16 protein-coding genes are annotated in these 17,121 nt (G+C 52.7%); 10 read left to right on the top strand and 6 right to left on the bottom strand.

The features are described 5' to 3' along the window. Positions 1-72: 72 nt before the first annotated feature. Positions 73-579, top strand: a complete 507-nt coding sequence (locus tag AB4O22_RS11045) for a LysR substrate-binding domain-containing protein (protein ID WP_460158254.1) — start codon at positions 73-75, stop codon at positions 577-579. Here AB4O22_RS11045 and AB4O22_RS11040 read toward each other — a convergent pair. The 5 genes from AB4O22_RS11040 to AB4O22_RS11020 form a co-directional block, all read right to left on the bottom strand. Then, on the bottom strand, positions 475-1,176 hold the full coding sequence (locus AB4O22_RS11040; protein ID WP_460096316.1) for a hypothetical protein: 702 nt from the start codon (positions 1,174-1,176) through the stop codon (positions 475-477). The two genes, AB4O22_RS11045 and AB4O22_RS11040, sit on opposite strands and share 105 nt — an antisense overlap. Positions 1,177-1,901: 725 nt before the next feature. Next, entirely contained in the window at positions 1,902-2,231 is a 330-nt protein-coding gene (locus AB4O22_RS11035; RefSeq protein WP_223472303.1) for a hypothetical protein, read from the bottom strand. Between the two features lie 521 nt (positions 2,232-2,752). Further along, on the bottom strand, positions 2,753-3,241 hold the full coding sequence (locus AB4O22_RS11030; protein WP_223472304.1) for a hypothetical protein: 489 nt from the start codon (positions 3,239-3,241) through the stop codon (positions 2,753-2,755). A gap of 22 nt (positions 3,242-3,263) precedes the next feature. Then, a complete protein-coding gene (locus AB4O22_RS11025) occupies positions 3,264-4,601 on the bottom strand; it encodes an RHS repeat-associated core domain-containing protein (protein ID WP_460096315.1) in 1,338 nt (445 codons plus the stop codon). A gap of 55 nt (positions 4,602-4,656) precedes the next feature. Continuing rightward, positions 4,657-4,881, bottom strand: coding sequence for a DUF2188 domain-containing protein (locus tag AB4O22_RS11020; protein ID WP_460097811.1), 225 nt, complete (start codon positions 4,879-4,881; stop codon positions 4,657-4,659). Between the two features lie 258 nt (positions 4,882-5,139). On the opposite strand from AB4O22_RS11020, the gene AB4O22_RS11015 reads away from it, so the two are divergent. The 6 genes from AB4O22_RS11015 (at position 5,140) to AB4O22_RS10990 (ending at position 11,935) form a co-directional block, all read left to right on the top strand. After that, positions 5,140-7,044 (top strand): ATP-dependent nuclease, encoded by a 1,905-nt coding sequence (locus tag AB4O22_RS11015; RefSeq protein ID WP_460096314.1) that lies wholly within the window; start codon positions 5,140-5,142, stop codon positions 7,042-7,044. A 43-nt stretch (positions 7,045-7,087) separates the two neighbouring features. Further along, positions 7,088-8,839 carry a UvrD-helicase domain-containing protein gene (locus tag AB4O22_RS11010; RefSeq protein WP_460105618.1) on the top strand — a complete coding sequence of 584 codons (1,752 nt, stop codon included), beginning with the start codon at positions 7,088-7,090 and terminating at the stop codon, positions 8,837-8,839. 233 nt (positions 8,840-9,072) lie between these two features. Next, complete coding sequence (locus AB4O22_RS11005) at positions 9,073-9,735, top strand: competence protein CoiA (protein WP_460096312.1); 663 nt, start codon at positions 9,073-9,075, stop codon at positions 9,733-9,735. A 119-nt stretch (positions 9,736-9,854) separates the two neighbouring features. Next, complete coding sequence (locus AB4O22_RS11000; protein WP_460096311.1) at positions 9,855-10,175, top strand: hypothetical protein; 321 nt, start codon at positions 9,855-9,857, stop codon at positions 10,173-10,175. A gap of 124 nt (positions 10,176-10,299) precedes the next feature. After that, a complete protein-coding gene (locus AB4O22_RS10995; RefSeq protein ID WP_460096310.1) occupies positions 10,300-11,382 on the top strand; it encodes a hypothetical protein in 1,083 nt (360 codons plus the stop codon). A gap of 334 nt (positions 11,383-11,716) precedes the next feature. Beyond that, the gene (locus AB4O22_RS10990; RefSeq protein WP_460096309.1) at positions 11,717-11,935 is read left to right on the top strand and encodes an antitoxin Xre/MbcA/ParS toxin-binding domain-containing protein; all 219 of its coding nucleotides are present in this window, start codon (positions 11,717-11,719) and stop codon (positions 11,933-11,935) included. A gap of 671 nt (positions 11,936-12,606) precedes the next feature. Here AB4O22_RS10990 and AB4O22_RS10985 read toward each other — a convergent pair. Beyond that, complete coding sequence (locus AB4O22_RS10985; RefSeq protein WP_460105619.1) at positions 12,607-12,858, bottom strand: hypothetical protein; 252 nt, start codon at positions 12,856-12,858, stop codon at positions 12,607-12,609. 139 nt (positions 12,859-12,997) lie between these two features. On the opposite strand from AB4O22_RS10985, the gene AB4O22_RS10980 reads away from it, so the two are divergent. The 3 genes from AB4O22_RS10980 to AB4O22_RS10970 all read left to right on the top strand — a co-directional run bounded on the left by AB4O22_RS10980 (position 12,998) and on the right by AB4O22_RS10970 (position 17,072). Further along, the gene (locus AB4O22_RS10980; protein ID WP_460096307.1) at positions 12,998-13,606 is read left to right on the top strand and encodes a helix-turn-helix domain-containing protein; all 609 of its coding nucleotides are present in this window, start codon (positions 12,998-13,000) and stop codon (positions 13,604-13,606) included. Further along, positions 13,596-14,417 carry a ubiquinol-cytochrome C chaperone family protein gene (locus tag AB4O22_RS10975; protein WP_460096306.1) on the top strand — a complete coding sequence of 274 codons (822 nt, stop codon included), beginning with the start codon at positions 13,596-13,598 and terminating at the stop codon, positions 14,415-14,417. Before AB4O22_RS10980 ends, AB4O22_RS10975 begins: the two co-directional genes overlap by 11 nt. A 549-nt stretch (positions 14,418-14,966) precedes the next feature. Beyond that, on the top strand, positions 14,967-17,072 hold the full coding sequence (locus AB4O22_RS10970) for a hypothetical protein (protein WP_460096305.1): 2,106 nt from the start codon (positions 14,967-14,969) through the stop codon (positions 17,070-17,072). The last annotated feature ends 49 nt before the right edge of the window (positions 17,073-17,121 follow it).

Genomic DNA, 17,121 nt, shown 5'->3' with positions numbered 1-17,121 from the left:
CGAGGGGGAAGCGAAGGCCGTCTTCGACCTTATCGGTCGACTGGAGGGTAGGATACAGCCTGTCATAGATCTCTGTTCTCCTGGCAGGCCGTACGCATTCGTCGCCCAGCCGAGGCCTTCGTCGTCACTCGGCATGTGGGCGATTTGCGCGTGGGCCTGTATGCTACGGCGGGGCTACTCGAGCACCGAGGATGGCCTCGATGCGCAAAGGAACTGAGCGAATACCCAGTTATCGGACCGGACCGCAACCTGGCGGAGCAGGCGTTCCAGGCACAACAGGGCTTTGCCTGTACAGGGGAACATGCGGTATTTCGCAGCGACGATCACCTGGCCCAATTCGCAGCGCTCCGCTCAGGGCTGGGCATTGGCGTGTACTCAAGCCAACTGGCGCGCCGTCATGCGCTGGCGCGCTTGCTGCCCGAGCAGGTGGACTTCTCGGTGGACGTCTGGATCGCGATGCAGTACGAGGCGGAACTATTTAAGATATTCCATGCGTCGTTTGGCCCTGTAACAGTCATTGGTATCGATGGCCTTCTGGTAATACTCCAAGCGCCGCGCACGATTGCTGTCGCCCTGTAAACGGTAGATCTCAGCTTGATAATCACGACCGTTGCCCCACTGCATGGCGAAGCCGACCGGTTCCTCACGCTTGCACTCAAGCCTGACAACAGGCTGTGGAAAATATTTTTCGTAAAGCGGCATGCTGGTTTCTATGGCTTGCAAGGCTTTTTGGTACTCGGGCGTATCGGTAAACGCCAAGCACCAGGAGGCAATTTCAAGTGCTGGTGGAGCAAAGCCTTGGGCGAGGCTTCGTTCGAACAAGGGGCAAGCTTTCTCTTTGATCACTTCGCTCGGAGATAGCATCGCGTAAATCAATCCGAGACGATATTGGGCCACGGGATGATCAAGGGCCGCTGCTTGTTCAAGCAAGGTAAAAGCTGGCTTGAGTAGCGCACCTCCTTCTTCGGCTAGGGTGAGGGAGCGCTGCCTTTCCTCCTCGCTTGTCGTTGGGGTATCGGCTGTCACTGCTTCAAGCTTGTCATTCGCTTGTAGCAGGTATGGGAGAGCTTCCTGATAAAGGCTCTCGCCACGAGGATCGATATGCAGTGTGCTGGCCAGGCTCAATTGTGGCAGCAAACAAATTAGTAGGATGTAGCTCCAACGATGTAGGTACACAGATTGGCCTTCTTGCATCAGCTATTAAGGTACGGTCTAGACAAACTGTCCGGTGGTTTTTTCGCCGCCAGAGGCATTTAATTTGGCCGACCGCCGGCTAGTATCGGCCGGTTCGCTTCAAAAATTAGCTGCGCTGTCTGACCGACAGCAAAATTTTTGTATTGGCCGGCGGGGGATCGCGGCACGATGAGACAGTTATCAAGTGGGTGGGAGCGGATGTTTTACTCGTTCAACCTGGGGAAGATGGGCTGGGGCTGTGCCGTCGTTTCTTGGGTACCATCCCCCCGACGAGGGCGCTCTTTTTCTGGTAGCGTCACGCAGCCATCAAGGATGTGAATATCTACGACACGGTGCTTCATCTGGCAGACACTGGATGGACGCATAGCAGAAATCTAAACCACAGCGGCCTAACGATGTATTGCCCTGCTTAACTACTGGGGTTGGAATAAATCTCACTGATGCAACGCTCGTACTGCTGCTTGCTGCTCGAAGTTGTCAGCCTCGAGCAGGCCAAGCCAGGTGTGCTATATAATCCTCGTGCCGAAGCTTTCCCGGAATACGGTATTTAATATAAAAAAGCGGCACCTATTTCGACAATCAATGCCTAAAATGCAATTCTAACCGTTTGATCGCTGTCATCATTTACCTTTGGATTCGTAGATGGCAACAGGCTGTCAGAGGACATATTTCGCCTATCGCGCAAGCACGAATGTCAACTACCCTAATCAAAGTCGGGATGGATTTGCTTTCAATGTTTGAACTACGTCTTTCGGTTTCTTTTTGTAGCATTCAATCATATGCTTGCAATAATCACCGACAGTGTAAATTGTCAAATTTCCAGAGCTTATCGCTTTGCGTGCCTCTTTGGTGCATACATCCAGAATGTCGCCTTCAATTATATCGCACTCATTTGGGTTAAAGAAACCAGGAGCGCGAGTGGCGTTTAGGTCGCGTCCAAACACTGAGCTTTCAGTCAATTCATCTACAGAGATTTTGAATACACTTGCAATTCGCTGCATGGCGAGCCTGCGAATAGTGTCATCTTGGGTTGTCATATACTGACCTCATATTTATTTTGCGTAAATGCAATCGCCTGCGGAGGTGGTTTCCCAGGCAGCCCTTCCTATTACTCCCCAATCATAAAACCCCTCCATCACAACCGAAGCGGTGGCTATAGTGCTTGCTGCGACTATGGTTAGCGTGCGTCCAATAACTCTCAATGCTCTAGATTTGGAATCTACTTGGCCAACGACTTAATTGACTAGTTTACGGGTTTACCTCGCTTTTGGAATCCCGAGAGCTCTCATCTCACTTGAGGCTTTCACCTTTGATTGCATCGTATTTAGTTGGATTTAATAAAGCCAAGAGGGAGAGTGACTTTAAGGTCACAGCCAATACCAGGCTGTCATAAACTCGTTTGCAAAGATGTTGGTTTCACTTGAAACTCAAGGCAAGCTTGCGAAATGATTTTGCTTTGATTTTTAGTATTTTAACCTCATGCGTAGCCGACCCTGTTTCCTGTGGGACCTTGTCACTTGACGCATAGCGACTGATATAGGTATGTAACCTACCAAAGTTATTGTCGCGTACGTGCGGATTCCGTCAAAGCATTTTTAGCACTCTGCCGCACAATCTCGCAAAATTTTTCCGCCTCTGCATTGTTAATGCATGTATTGGAATTTAGTATGATCCTGTTCAGGTCGTCATCTGAAACGGTCGCATCGATATGCTGTATCGCCCAGCTTTGAAAATCAGGGTGTGTTTTTGCCAGTGAGACAAATGTATCGAATTGATCCCATCTTCTGGCGAAGAGGTTTGCCACGGCTTCAGAGTAGCCTTCGCCAAGCTCACCATCATCACAAGAAACGAAGGCCTTTTGATGTTTAAAAAGAGATGACCAATCTCCGCGTGCTTCAACTAACAAACCCGCTGCTCGGTTATTCATCTCGGGAGGGCACTTTCCGTACGCCGAAGCCTGGGAGAATGGCATATATCCCAATCCAAGTCCGAAGAGCAAGATCAAGAAGATCAGGGAGCGAGAACATATAAATCTGCTGAGCATCATGATTATCACCCTTTCGATCATACTACTGTTGTGTACCAAACTGAGGGGCGTTGGCGTTGTTATTGATAACGGTCATGGATGTTACTGGGTCAGTTGTTATGAGATTACGCACAAACCCCATAGCCGCGTCTGTCGTTCGGATACATCCCAGCGTCGGATGGTTTTGTGCACCGCTATTCGCTCTGCCTGAATGGAGCCCCATTCCTGTTCGCCCCGGAACGTTGAAGATAATAATTCCATGCGAGCCATATGGACCATTGGCACCGCTCTCTGGATGCGGATTAGAACCGCTGTAAGAATAAGTTCCATTTGGCCAAGGCCCGTTGCTTGTTGTCGTGGTGTTATTGTTTGCAGGGTAGGTTCCGACCGTATTTCCAGCGCTATCCCTGATGGTGACAGTGTGCGTTTGGCCGTCGTAACTGACCGATGAGAGACCGTTCGGGTCTACCCAGCTCATAGGGTTACCGCCCACATATGCGTACGTATTAATCCCCCCCGCAAGATCAATCGGATCTCCCGAGATAAACCGCCCAAAACTTGGAGAGTAATACCGTGCCCGATAGTAATAGAGACCCGTGCCATCATTTTCTCGACCGGTGTATTGCTGGCTGTTAACACTGACGGAGCCGCTGCTGCTGGTCTGGCCATAAGGATCATAGGTGTATTGAGTGGTGGATGCTCCGCTGCTGTCGGTGAGCGCCTGGGTGGAACCCAGTGCATCAGCCAAGTAGTTGTAAGTGCTGCCACTGGCTTCGGTGCGGCTAAATATTTCATCTAGGCCGCCCGTGAGGAGGTTGGCTTGCACCGTCGGGGGGGCGGTACCGGTCAGCTCTTGCACCAGGTTGGGGCCATCGAAAACATAGCCGGTGGTCTGTCCGGCAATCGTCTTCTGGCTTCGTCTGTTGGCCGCGTCATAACTGAAGCTGCCGGACATGGTGCCCGTAAGAGTGCTCAAGCGCTGGCGCGAATCCCATGTGTAGCTATTGCTGCCGTCACTGGTCATGTTGCCGTTGGCGTCATATAGCAAGGAGGCACTGCTCCATGCCGTCAACTGGTTAGCCGCATTATAGCTGGTGGTGCTCACGGCACCGGGGAGGGTGGTGCGGGCCAAGCTGCCGCCAAGCTGCACTCGTTGGCCGGCGTTGTCGTAGCCGTAGCTCAAATTACCAAGGCTCGTGCCGCCCTTGGCGTAATTGAGGTTAATCAACTGGCCGGCGTTATCATTAACGTAACTGACGGTCACCCCGTTGGGCAAGGTCAAGGTGGCACGACGGTTGTCCGCGTCATAGGTAAACGCCGCGCTCTGACTGCCGTTACTGAGACTGGTCAGGCGACTGCCAACGTCATAGGTGTAATTCACAGCGGCCTGGCCCGTCACAATAGATCCACCAGTGATGGCTTTGGAGAGCGAGTGCTCAGCCCTTGGTTTTCTTGGGGTCGGCTTTCCGGGGATAGGTTCGCTCCTCTTGGATTTTGCCGTCCTGTTTATGAATCTTCAGTGAGGCATTTTTACCGGCGAGGAACTCTCTGGCCACCGCCGTGATTTCGGCTTTGGTCTCAGCTGTCTTGGAGGCATGATCTGCGCCCTCCTTCTTGAGGGCCCAACCGTCGTCTGTTTTGGTGATGTGATAGTTATCCATGACTTTCTCCTTTTGATCGCTGGCGCTCTCGAACTTGAGAATCAGCATTGATGCTAGTAGTTCCAAAGGCTTCTCGCCGCATTGGGTCGCGCTCATGACCGGTACCAACCACCCTCGCAAGCCAAGCCTGGGTGCTGAGATTGCACGGGCTATGCCGTAATGCCACTATCACACGATCAGTTTGCGTGAACCTGCAGGCCAGATACGTCCGGCCGTAACGTCATTTGCATTGGTAACCGGCCACTAGAAGGGATTCGCATGTATCTACGGCAATTGGATGTCACTGGATTCAAATGCTTTGGTGAGCCGTTCACCATCGAGTTTCGAGACGGGCTGAACGTGCTCGTGGGAGAGAATGGGGCCGGCAAGACTGGCGTGGTCAGTGCAGTGCGTCAGCTCTTCAACGACTCGGAGTCAGGCAAACGAATCATCAGTGAGCGCGATTTTTACCGGGGTTTTGAGGCGGGCGCGGTCGCTGCTGAAAGCATCCAGATTCAGGCGACGTTTTCAGGTCTGGATGATCAGGACGCCATTGCGTTCGAATCCTGGTGTGGAAATCACGACGAGGCCAAGCTGACTTTTGAGGCGCGAAATCAAGAGTCTCGCGGGCGCTTCAGGCACCACACCTACGCGGGTCACGAGCATGCCAAACCGTTTGAGTCCGAGACGCTGGACTACATACATTGCATCTACTTGCCTCCGCTGCGTGACGCCGAGAACAAGCTTCGCGAAGGACGCCAATCCCGCCTTGCTCGACTCATGAAGGCCCTCTGCCGCAAGGATCTCGCTGCGGCCAGGAGGGCACAGACTCTTCATCCGCTGGAAGAGCATGTCGGGAACTTCAATCGTGAGCTTTCACAGAGCGACGAATTTGCGATCAAACAAGCCAATCAGCGAATCGGAGACAACCTGAAGGCAGCGCTGGGGCTCAATCTCTCTCAGGGCACCATGATTCAGTTCTCCGAGGTCAGCTTCTCCCGGATCGTGGAGGGATTGCGGCTTTTGTACTTTCCTAATCTCAGCGAGGCTGACACGACCCAATTCCGATCGCTGGAGGAGAACAGCCTTGGCTACAACAACCTCCTGTACATCGCATCGATCCTGGCTGAACTGATCCTGGAGGAAGAGGAGGATCGAGGCGAAGAGACCTATCTGCGGCTCCTGCTGATCGAGGAACCAGAGGCGCATCTTCATCCTCAGCTTCAACTACGCCTGCTTCGGCATTTGAAAACGGTGGCTGAAGAGCGCCGCATTCAGGTCATCATCACCACGCACTCGACTGTCATCTCCGCTGCCGTCTCCCTGGATCACCTCATCCACATCTCCAATGACACCAGGCCAGTTGCTATACCACTCAGCGCGTGCGGCCTTCCTGAAAACAGTCGCCGTTTTGTGGATCGCTGGTTGGACGTCACAAAATCCAACCTCCTTTTCTCCAAAGGGGCACTGCTCGTGGAAGGAATCGCTGAGGCCATGGTGCTGCCAGTGCTGGCGCGTATTGTCCTGCGCCCCTACGGCGAGGGAAAGAACTGCCTGGACGACTACGGCGTCTCCGTGATCAACCTCGGCGGCATCTACTTCAATCATTTCATGCAGCTGTTTTGCGATGTCACAGGTGATCAGGCGGGCGAGAATGTCCCGATCAGGTGTGCAGGTCTTACCGACAATGACCCTCCGAAATCTATCCGGTCGGTTGCGGGGGAGGACGGTAAAGAAGCTCCTGTTCCGTTCCTTCCCCATGATGATGACCTCCGGGTAGGGGACAATCCGGCATTGGCGTTGATAGCGCCGATCAGCCAATCGCAGTTCGGCAGATTGTTCGTGGGTAAGTACAAGACCTTTGAGTACGACATTGCGATGGAGGGTAACAACCTCAGATTGATGTCGACAGCAGCGGCCAGTCTCTGGCCTGTTCAAGGTGGGGGAGTGGTGAGGGAGCTGACTAGCCGCGCTGCACTGGACTACTCGACCATGAGTTCAGCGGAGAGGGCGCCGTACGCGAATGACATGCTTGATCGAATCGAAACCAAAGCAATTGGCAAGGGGTTCTATGCGCAGGCATTTGCGGATGCGCTGGCTAACGTGAGGGATGGCTTCATCGTGCCGGAATACATCCGCTTAGCCATCCTCTGGGCTTGCGGGATCGAGGAACAAGCCGAATGACCCAGGTCAGGCCTAAAGACTCGAGGCCGAAGGATGCCGGGCGATGAACTTTACCAAGGAGCAGTTGGAATACATCGCGGCGCCGCTTGATCAGCACAGCTACCTGAAAGCATGCCCAGGTAGTGGCAAGACCGAGGTGGTGGCTGCGATGGTCTCGCAAACCATTCAGGCGTGGTCACGTTCGCCTTCGGGTATCGCTGTTCTAACATTTTCCAACAGCGCGACCGACGAGCTCCGGAGCAGGGTGCACAAGTACTTGGGCGGGCCGATCGGCTTACCGCACTGCATCTCTACCTTCGACAGCTTCGTGTTGACCAGGTTGGTGGCCAGCATCGCCAGTGAACTGACGGGCTATCCAGGCAAGGAGGGCGATTACCGTATTCGGATCCTTGAGAGAGAAGCAGATATCTTCCAGACCCGGCAGCGGATTTGTGGTCGCCGCGTGTCAGCCTGCCGGTACAACTACGATCTTGAAGCAGGCCGGTTCAAGTTTGCGACGGGTGAGCGAAGGTTCGATCAGCAGCTCAATGACGCAGAGATCACTGGAGAGATCAAAGCTGATTTAGTAGCTACCAAAAGGCGACTCTGGCTTGCCGGTTACGCGACCTATGCTGACATCGACATGCTGGCGCTCATGGCATTCAAGGAGCGTCGCTTCGATGGCTATATCTCGCGTGTTGCCCGCCGCTTCCCTGTGGTGATCGTGGATGAATGCCAGGATCTCTCCGCCGAACAACTGATGATCGTACGCAAGCTCAGCGGGATAGGGGTTAAATTCCACTTCGTAGGCGATCTCAATCAGTCGATCTACGGCTTTCGCAGGTCGAATCCAGCCAATGTCAGCCAATTGATGGAGACACTCCAGTTCAAGCAGTACGAGCTGACAACCAACTGGCGAAGCGGCCAAGCCATTGTCGACCTCTGCAGTAACATCGTCGGTACTGAAAAGGTTTCGGGGAATCCTGAAATCGCCTCCATCCAGCCCAAGATTCTCGAGTACGTAGGCTGTCCGTCAGAGCTACTACCAACGATCCGCGCCCTGACAACGGAGTACGGTAAGGTCGTGATGGTTGCACGAGGGCATACGACCCTCCAACGGCTGCGCAACGGGAAGACCTTCGAAGGCATAGAGTTACTCGCAGTCGCCTGCATCGGCGCCAGCTCAGGAAGCCTGAATGACCTCAAGGTGAGTGTGAGAACATTTGCCTACTGGCTGGCGGGGAAGCTCCAGCTACAAGTCACAAAAGCAGGGCCCTATTGCCCGGTCTCAATGGAGTCCAAATTGAGCTGGCGCAAATTCCTCCACCAGAGCCTCCAGTTCTTGGTCGCCAATGGCGCCGGCGACGCTAACCAAACATGGACGGCATGGGTTCGTACCGCAAAGCTCGCGCTCCGGCAGCTACCAGATCAAGGCTTCGTGCCCGACGAAATACGGGAGGAGCTGCAGGAGTTGAGAGGGCTTAATCTCGTCGCCCAGCGTGGAGAGGGCAACAAACCGGTGTCCATACGCCTTTTAAGCCAGGAGATCCAGGATGGAGCACCGGAGACACTACGCTACGAGACAATTCACCAGGTCAAAGGCGAAACGCACGATGTCACCGTGGTTGTATCCTCCAAAACCCGAGGCAAGCACGAGTCCCATTGGGCCGACTGGCTCTCTGATCGCAAATCTGAAGCCGCAAGCTTCGCCTACGTTGCAAGCTCCCGCCCCCGGCATATGCTCATCTGGGCGGTGAAAAAACTGAAGCCGAAGGAGCGCCAAGCATTGGCCGAATTAGGCTTTGAACTACCCTGAGCAATACGCTGGCTTAGCTTGGTGGTGCTCTTATTTGGGAGGCGACGCCGGCGGTGCCCAGAGTCGGTGTAAACCTATTTGTTTACCTGTTAACTGCTTTGATTTACAGCTCAGAGAATAGGTTTACACCTTTCCAAGACGCTTGTTCGAAGGTCGCTCTGGTGTGGAAAGAAGGAGACTGCGATCACGAGTCCAACCCACACCTGAGTGCTTACTCATCAAGGGAGTGCGAGATGAAATACGCCTTCGTAGGCGGTACAAGGGTGCAAGCCGAGCCAAAACTACGCGGCGTTTGCCCATCCTGTGAGTCGGAAGTGATATCCAAATGTGGCAAGCACGTGATCTGGCACTGGGCGCATCGATCACGCTCGAGCTGCGATCCCTGGTGGGAGAATGAGACGGTCTGGCATCGTGGATGGAAGAATCGATTTCCAGCGGAGTGGCAGGAGGTAACACACCAAGATCCTGTCAGTCGCGAGCGCCACATCGCCGACGTGAAGACCAGCCATGGTGTAGTCGTCGAGTTCCAGCGCTCCACCATTGTTCCCATGGAAGTGACGGCCCGAGAACAGTTCTACAAACGAATGGTCTGGGTCATCGATGGCACTCGCAGCGAGCTAGATCCATCGATCTTCAACCTTTCACGCGGGACGCTTAGAGAAGACGGCCTCGCTCATTTGAAATGGTGGGGACGGAGTCGGCTATTTCACCGGTGGCACACCCGTACTCCAGTCTTCGTGGACTTCGGTGATGCGGGCTTTTGGAGGGTATGCCAGTTCAATCCAGCAACCAAAGAGGGAATCGTCGGTATCGTCGATCGGGATCAGTTCTGCCACGGACTGATTCTTGGAGAGACAGACTTCAGCCGGGGAGGCGGCCCCGCTGGGATGCCTTGAAAGCTGGGGCTGTACGGCCTTCGCTCCAAAGGTAAACTAAACCAACCGCTCCGATCTCCTCACCGCTTGCCACGGCCCTTAGGACAACTCGTTTTCAATTGTAACAACCAGGTATCAAGATGAGTGAGAACCTAACAGAGGAGGATATGCGCCGTGCCTTGTTTGGCGGTGCATCGCCAGTTCCAACCGCCAGCTATTCGTCGAGACAGGAAGTCCAAGCGCGATCACGCCCATCAGCGCCCACCACGAAACCTACAAGATCTGGGACTTCTAAGCTTCGCGTGATACTCCATGTCAGCAAGGAGTATGAAGGAGAAGTCGAGGAATTCGTCCATGACGTCAGCACCCTCAGCACACTGCTCGCTGAACAGGAAGCCAAGGCTGCGGCGAGGAAGAAAAGGTACAAGTACATGGAAGTGCTATCGGTGAAGGCGATCTAAACTGTCCAGCCGCAGCGACATGAGCAATACATTCAGCCCATGACTAAGTGAGCGCGGGGTAGCTATGGCAGTGGTGTTTTTTCTACCTTGGATAGCGGCTACTGAGGAGCTAAGGATCGCAGACATGCGCCTCATCCCTTACGAGCGCGGTCGACTCCCTGGCGAACTGCTGGGCATCCCTCAGGCAGCTTTAGACGGCGTTCTAGGTAACTATGGCGACCGGGGAATTGGCTCTCACCCCGCGCAGCCAATCGATCAAGCGACCCTAATCATCTGGGACGCGGACACGCCGGGCCTGGACGCATCGGATGCCCAGATCCAGGAGCGGTTGGTTCAGGGTTCCTACCTAGCATTTTCCGCCCTAACACAACGCAAGTTCTGCTCCACGAATGAGTACTACAACGCAGACACCCTACAGGTCGTGGCGCAGCGGTTTGATGTCGGCACGCCGACTTACTCTTGCATGACCACGCGCCGGCGTGACGGCAATACGCAAAACATGCTGGCGGGAAGCGGGGGGCTCAAGTTCGTTCGGCCGTACCACGTCGACAACCTCACGCGCATAACACTCGACACACCACTGCTGGAAGCTTTGCTCAAACTCCCTGACGGAGAACTGAAGGAGCGCATCGACGAAGCGATCATCTCGTACCTCAGGGCCAACACTGATGCCCCGTCCATGGATGACCGATCGGAGTTGATCCTGATGAGGGTCGCCATCGACGCGCTGCTGGCCGTTCCGCATGACAAAGCAGCCTTTCGCAGGGCCATCAATGAACACTTCGACGAGCTACCAAACCCGCCCATCTGGTACAAGGGCAATTTGGACGAATCCTGGTGGTGCAAACACTGGGACAGCAACGTCAGCCGCCCACTCGACGCCTGGGTTCATGATTTCAGTGCCGCTCGCAATGCTGCCGCGCATGGCCCTGGTACAGGTCAGAAGGGAAGCGTCTGGCCTCGCCATAACCACCTAATTTTCTCTGCGTGGTTGTTGCCGCTGATCGTCAAGAAGCTGCTCGTCCAAGCAGGGCTTTATGAGCTCTGCTCCGAAGATAAGGTCGCACGGGCAGGATTTGAGGTGTTTCTGGCCCACGATCTGCTGGCGTTTACCGACAAGCATGAGAACAAGGTTTGGTGGCAAATAGCCGAGTCCGAGCTTTTTCTGCCTCTGTTTGCTGAGCAATTGCACCGAGCATGCGAATGACCAAACCATGGCGTTGTGGACTTGAGTCAGCGTGTGCTGTCACGCCGTAGAAGACGGGGAGGGAATCCGGGAAATAAGTGAAGGGCTAGCTTGAAAGCAGCCTCGACACTGCTTGTAAACCAATTTTTCAATGTGTAAACCACAGAGCTTTACAGGTCAAAAAATTGGTTTACACATTTTCTGAGATGTCTGCCTGATGCCAACGTAACCACCTACCAGGATCGTAGTAACAGGCACGCCTGAATCTGGCACCAGGGGGCTCGTGCATGAGAGGGGGACAGAGGGCGGATGGCGATAGTGTAGGATAGAGCTAGACCATCCAAGGACTGTACTCATGAGCACTTTGCCCCCCGATCAACAGGCCCGTTATTTGGAAGTGCTCGACGCCGCAAAGAGCTTGTATGGCGGCGATTTCGACGCAGCCATGCACTGGATGACACGTCCGATAAAAGCATTTGGCGGCAAAGCCCCTGCCAGCATGATCACCAGCAGTGTGGAGACTGAGACCACTGTCGAATATGCCAGGCGTTTGGAGCATGGATTCGTTGCCTGATAGGCCTGGATTTGCGTACTGAAGCATTCATGCGGACTGCCGCCGGCTCCGATACTCAAGCTCAAGCCGAGGCTGGTCGACCGTCTACTAAGTCAGGCCCCTGACCCTAAATCGTCGCACGGCTGCGCCCGGGCGACCTCACGGTATGGCCCACGGAGAGCAGGCGAAGGAAGGGACGCCGGCAATGAGCTCGGAAAGAGATTGCAAGGATGATGGCCAGGATCGAACGCCTGCAACTATTCAGGTTCAGCAGGTGATCATCGCGCGCAATATGATTCGCGAAGTTCAGTCCTAGACAGCCAACCTTTAGCCATGGGCCGGGTTGGATTTTCGGAAAGTGAGTTGCTCTTTCAACGAAAGTGCGGCTCGGCTCTACTGAACTTGAAACCAGAATGCGTGAGTTTTGCCATGTGGCAGGACTCATGTTTTTTATCGCACGATAGTCAAGGCTTCTTTCTGAAAGGCTGGTTATGAAATCCATAGGAGCTGCGAGGGCAGCTCCCTTCTTTAAATCTCCTACTTAACGTAAGCCTTTTTCAGCGACCCCATATTTGCAGGTCACTTGGCGCTGGAACGCCCCACGGCCACCTACCTGGATAATATAATTGATGCGCTCTATCTCCAGGTCTTTAGCACACTGCTTTAGCGTTTTTGCTATGTCGTAATGAATTTTACGGACATCCTCGGGGAAGTTTGTAATTGAATTCTGGATATTCAATCGCCCAAACAGTGTCGACACTATCTAGTTTAACCCATTCTTTTTCGGCCAGAAACCCGTAAGCTTTCTTGCGAACAGCGTTCGCATTTTCAAAGTCAAGCGACAGTGTTACGTGAGTCATATTAATTTCCTTAACGACCTCGCTACCGGGTGGTAGCAAGTCCATAAAGATCATGTCAGAGACTTTATTTAACTTTCCACCCATAGTTAGCACCTGCGCTCACATTGTCCTCCATGCACTACAAAGTGCGCATGGATTGCCAATTGTCCGCGTCAGAGGAAATTCGGGCTGGACAGCCCAGAAGTTGACGATATCATTGCGCCACTAGCAAGGACGTGGCCGCATGACAACAGACGCTATCGCACCAGGAAGCGAAATCCTCAAGAAAACCCAGCGTGGGCTGAGCGCGAACCTTCTCCGTGCTATGCAGGTATCAGGCATCACCGAGACCGGCGAGCCAAAGAAGCTGACGCAGCAGCACCTCTCGAATGACTCAGGCATCGCGCGATCAACGATCAGCAAATACCTGACGCAACACACCGATGCCAATCCTGACCTCGAAACGCTCTGTCGACTGGCCTCTGCGCTAAACATTTCTCCGGCGCTGCTCTTGATGAGTGAGGAGGACTGGCTGCAGTTAGCACGTGCGCTGCTTGAAGTCGGTCATGTTCGGAATAATGAGTCCATCCGCACCATGATTGAAGCGCTGGGCAATGAGCAGAACAATCGCCCTTTGACACGAGCGGCGACTGTGTTGCGTATGGCCAAGTACGTGGGGGTTGAGAATCGCTCTGATTCGAACCTGGGAAGGAAGGTACAGCAAGGCATTCTTGCTGCCGCTGCGATGCCAGCGCATCCGGATTTCGAGCAAGGCATCTACACGCATCTTTTACCGCTGTGCATCGTGATGGGTGCACGGATCATTGACCGGGGAGCAACCCATGAATCTTGATGAAATCTTGTCGACCTCCAGCATTGAGGCGATTCTGTCGGTCTCCGATGTTGAGGACATCAGCGCAGTTGTGAATTACCTCACCGACAATGGGGAAGGTCGCCTGGCCCTAGATGGTGACGTCTGCAAACGACTTGTGGCTGCCCGCGATGCAGGCCGCTACACAGATGCTGATCACCAGCTAATCGCAAGAGAGATTCGTCTGTTCGGTGGTAACTCGCTGCTCAACTTATTCCGCAAGGACGGAGTCGCGTACGACGAGATCGTCAATGATGTGGCTAAGCATCTTAAGGTCAACCATGCAGACGATCCCGTTAACGTGGTGGAGCAGGAGATTCTCGGGAAAATTCTGTCCCGCGCATTCGAGCAAATGACTGACGCGGAACGCAAAGCGGTGTTGGATGAGTTGGGCGTCGTGAGCTATTCCACTGCAGGCCCTGCAGCGGCGATCGCCGCGATCTGTGCCGCAAAAGCCGGAGGCTTTGCGACTTACAAAATCGCAGCGATCGTGGCCAACGCCATAGCCAAGGCCATACTCGGCAAAGGACTTTCATTTGTAGCTACCGGCCAGCTCATGAGGAGCATCAGTGTTGCGATTGGGCCTATCGGGTGGGCGATAACTGCGTTGTGGACAGCTGCTGATCTGGCCAGTCCGGCCTATCGGGTAACGGTTCCGTGTGTGGTGCAACTGGCCTACATGCGTCAGAAGGCAATCATGTTGCGCACAGTGAAAACTTGCAGCCAATGTCAGCATCCAATTGCCCACACTGCACGCTTCTGTTCAGAATGCGGCAACGCTGCGGCTGCTTAATCACCAATGAAAGATATGAGATGGAGAGGTGCGCGCCCCATCTCAAGGAAAGGTAATGCTTGGGACAATTAAATTAAGAACCTACTGGCGTAGGGTTGACTCATTCGAAATGGCCGTTGACGACCTTCATAGGCTCAGAGCTCATATTGTGTCGGAAACCGAGGAGCCCATCCGTATTGGCTCTAAGGTGTTTAGGTTCTCCAACGGGTTCACGTTTTTTGCGGACAGTGGCATCCCTCAAGACCTGCATTTTGATGAGTCGCCTGAAGAAGTTATTGCATTAATTGACGCTGAGCTGAATAGAATATTGGCAGGAGTGCATAGTTAGTCAGGCCAGCAGGAGCAGACTGTTATAGGTTACGGATAAATGATGCACTTTTCTATCGTGCCATGCTCCATCGCTAAATTCCCTCGAAACAACCGAAAAGTTCAGAAGCGTCCTGGGGATAAATATCAATGGGCAGAGACTTCCAAACAGCATCAGCATCAGCATGCAGATCGCAGTCTCGCTTACGCGGTGCGGAGTTTATTGACCTTTAAGGAGGGGCCATGGTCTCAATAACGTACGTAGTTGTCCTGCCAGTCGGCGATAGTATGAGCATGTTCCAAGGATGGCATAGAGATGTCATGGCTTGGGAGACTTTAAGCATCCTCACCGCCGTCACTATGGGGCCTTTTGATACGGCTGAAATATTTATGAGTCAAGAGAGCCTAATAGAATATAGAAAGAAGTCTAGAGGAAGAATCGTTAAGGTGATCGGCGGGCACCTTATAGAATCCATTCCGAATCTGGTAGAGAGCCCGATGGCGATCATTCTTTATCCTAAGAGGTACTCAAGCGACGTGTCTAGGCTGGTATTACCTGAAGGGGTATCAGCCATTTTTGCTACAACGGGAGAGGTTCGCGGCGCGATTAATCTGGAAAATTTAGAAAATAGATTTTCGGTGCAAAATTTCGACTATGATATTTATAAAAAAATCAAGCATGCGAGGGTCTCGGCTGGCATCTTAAAAAAAATGCCGAAGCTCAGGTCGGCGTACAAAGTCGGTGCGGACTTAACGTTTTTCGGTGCGGGCACGACGATAGCGAATGAGTTTGTCCTTGCATCTCTTGGGTATGACTACCCAGACACTGAGTACATAAATCCGCTTGAGAATCAAAATTATTTCGATGCCATCGCTTCCGGCGCCGAGACTGTTCTTGATGTTTTGAAGAGTGATGGCAAGCGGGGTGTTGTTTTATATTCCCCGGCTATCGTTAGCGAATTGTACAATACAGGATCGCATCGCTGGAATCAGTTGCTGAGAGAAATAAAGAGACCTCAGCATCGAAACTTTATTAAGAATGCCCTAATAAAAAACCCTGGGTATTCAGGGTATATTGTGCCGGAGGGGCACACAGCAGAGGATCATCCGAATACAGATCCGCTGACAGTAACCATATTAAACGAGAGGCAAAAGGAACTAAAAGTAACTAATTACTCCGTAGCTTTGCTAGCAAGTTCCTTAGGAGTTCCGGCCATCAGACTCCCTAATTCAGTGAACTTACAAATGTCTAGCCTGCGGGAAATAGAGCGTTTGCACGATGGTTGGGGAGTGACAGGAAACAAAAAACTGCAGTCGAAATTCAAGGCTCTGTCTGATGGTTTGGGCAGTGTATTTAGTGAGCGATTTAAATACTTATTGAAGAAAAGGATCGATGGGTGTGTTATTTGCAGCGACTCTCCGTTAGAGTGGGCTATTGTAGATGATTTGCCGCTTATGATTAGTCATGAGGTCTGTCGAATACCAATGACGCCAGGGAATATGTTGTTACAGTTCTCAGCAGTTGGCTCGACCCATGAACTGCCCGTTGAAAAACTGCGGGACATCTTGGTCATTCGCTCTTTTAAGCGAGGAGACAAGCTTGAGGGAGTTTTGCAGCGCGCAGTGGAAGCCTTTCCCATGTCGGATAAGATTTCCGTAAAATTCGTAGATGTATGTAGTGTAGGTGAGGTTGTTGCCGCCCTGAATGAATACTCCGGCGGCATGGTGATATTCGATTGCCATGGGCACCATGATGGCATCAGCGATATCGGTTGGTTGAGCATTGGGGATGAGCAGCTCAACACTTGGACGCTCCATGGTGTAGCTAGAATTCCGCCAATCGTGGCTCTGAGCGCTTGCTCAACCTCTTCAATTGCGGGGTCATATGTTTCTGTCGCCAATGGATTTATGCGATGCGGCGCTTTGAGTGTTATAGGCACATATCTTCCCGTTGATGGCTTACACTCATCAGCATTCATGGCTAGGATTATCTTCAGAATAGATATGTTTTTATCTTACCTTCAACATAACGAATATGAAGTAATTAGCTGGCGCTTATTTATTTCGCACTTTATGCGCATGTCATATGCTACGGATGTCTTGATGCACTTCGTAGAGTGCGATATTTTGACTACTGAAGATTATGCCTCGATCCATGTGCAGGCGAATGAACTAATTAATGGCTTCGATGAAAATTGGTATGAATTCTTAATTGGCAAAGTGGCAGAGATCTCTGGGAGTCAGCCGGTAGAATTGAAGCGCCAGATTCGGGAGGACTTAGCTCTTACGGAGTCAATGCTTTATTGCCATCTCGGACGTCCAGACTTGCTTAATATAATCCTCAATTGAAATCCGCTTAGAGTGCGAATTGCATGCCAGAAATGGTTCTGGCTTACTC

This window comes from Pseudomonas sp. S3_B11 (assembly GCF_054667715.1).
This window is presented reverse-complemented; position numbering and strand designations above follow the sequence as displayed.

Bases quoted from the DNA above. Each gene is read 5' to 3' on its own strand.
- AB4O22_RS11035 (WP_223472303.1), bottom strand. From the start codon at position 2,231: ATGACAACCCAAGATGACACTATTCGCAGGCTCGCCATGCAGCGAATT.
- AB4O22_RS11030 (WP_223472304.1), bottom strand. From the start codon at position 3,241: ATGATGCTCAGCAGATTTATATGTTCTCGCTCCCTGATCTTCTTGATC.
- AB4O22_RS11020 (WP_460097811.1), bottom strand. From the start codon at position 4,881: ATGGATAACTATCACATCACCAAAACAGACGACGGTTGGGCCCTCAAG.
- AB4O22_RS11015 (WP_460096314.1), top strand. From the start codon at position 5,140: ATGTATCTACGGCAATTGGATGTCACTGGATTCAAATGCTTTGGTGAG.
- AB4O22_RS11010 (WP_460105618.1), top strand. From the start codon at position 7,088: ATGAACTTTACCAAGGAGCAGTTGGAATACATCGCGGCGCCGCTTGAT.
- AB4O22_RS11005 (WP_460096312.1), top strand. From the start codon at position 9,073: ATGAAATACGCCTTCGTAGGCGGTACAAGGGTGCAAGCCGAGCCAAAA.
- AB4O22_RS11000 (WP_460096311.1), top strand. From the start codon at position 9,855: ATGAGTGAGAACCTAACAGAGGAGGATATGCGCCGTGCCTTGTTTGGC.
- AB4O22_RS10995 (WP_460096310.1), top strand. From the start codon at position 10,300: ATGCGCCTCATCCCTTACGAGCGCGGTCGACTCCCTGGCGAACTGCTG.
- AB4O22_RS10990 (WP_460096309.1), top strand. From the start codon at position 11,717: ATGAGCACTTTGCCCCCCGATCAACAGGCCCGTTATTTGGAAGTGCTC.
- AB4O22_RS10985 (WP_460105619.1), bottom strand. From the start codon at position 12,858: ATGGGTGGAAAGTTAAATAAAGTCTCTGACATGATCTTTATGGACTTG.
- AB4O22_RS10980 (WP_460096307.1), top strand. From the start codon at position 12,998: ATGACAACAGACGCTATCGCACCAGGAAGCGAAATCCTCAAGAAAACC.
- AB4O22_RS10975 (WP_460096306.1), top strand. From the start codon at position 13,596: ATGAATCTTGATGAAATCTTGTCGACCTCCAGCATTGAGGCGATTCTG.
- AB4O22_RS10970 (WP_460096305.1), top strand. From the start codon at position 14,967: ATGGTCTCAATAACGTACGTAGTTGTCCTGCCAGTCGGCGATAGTATG.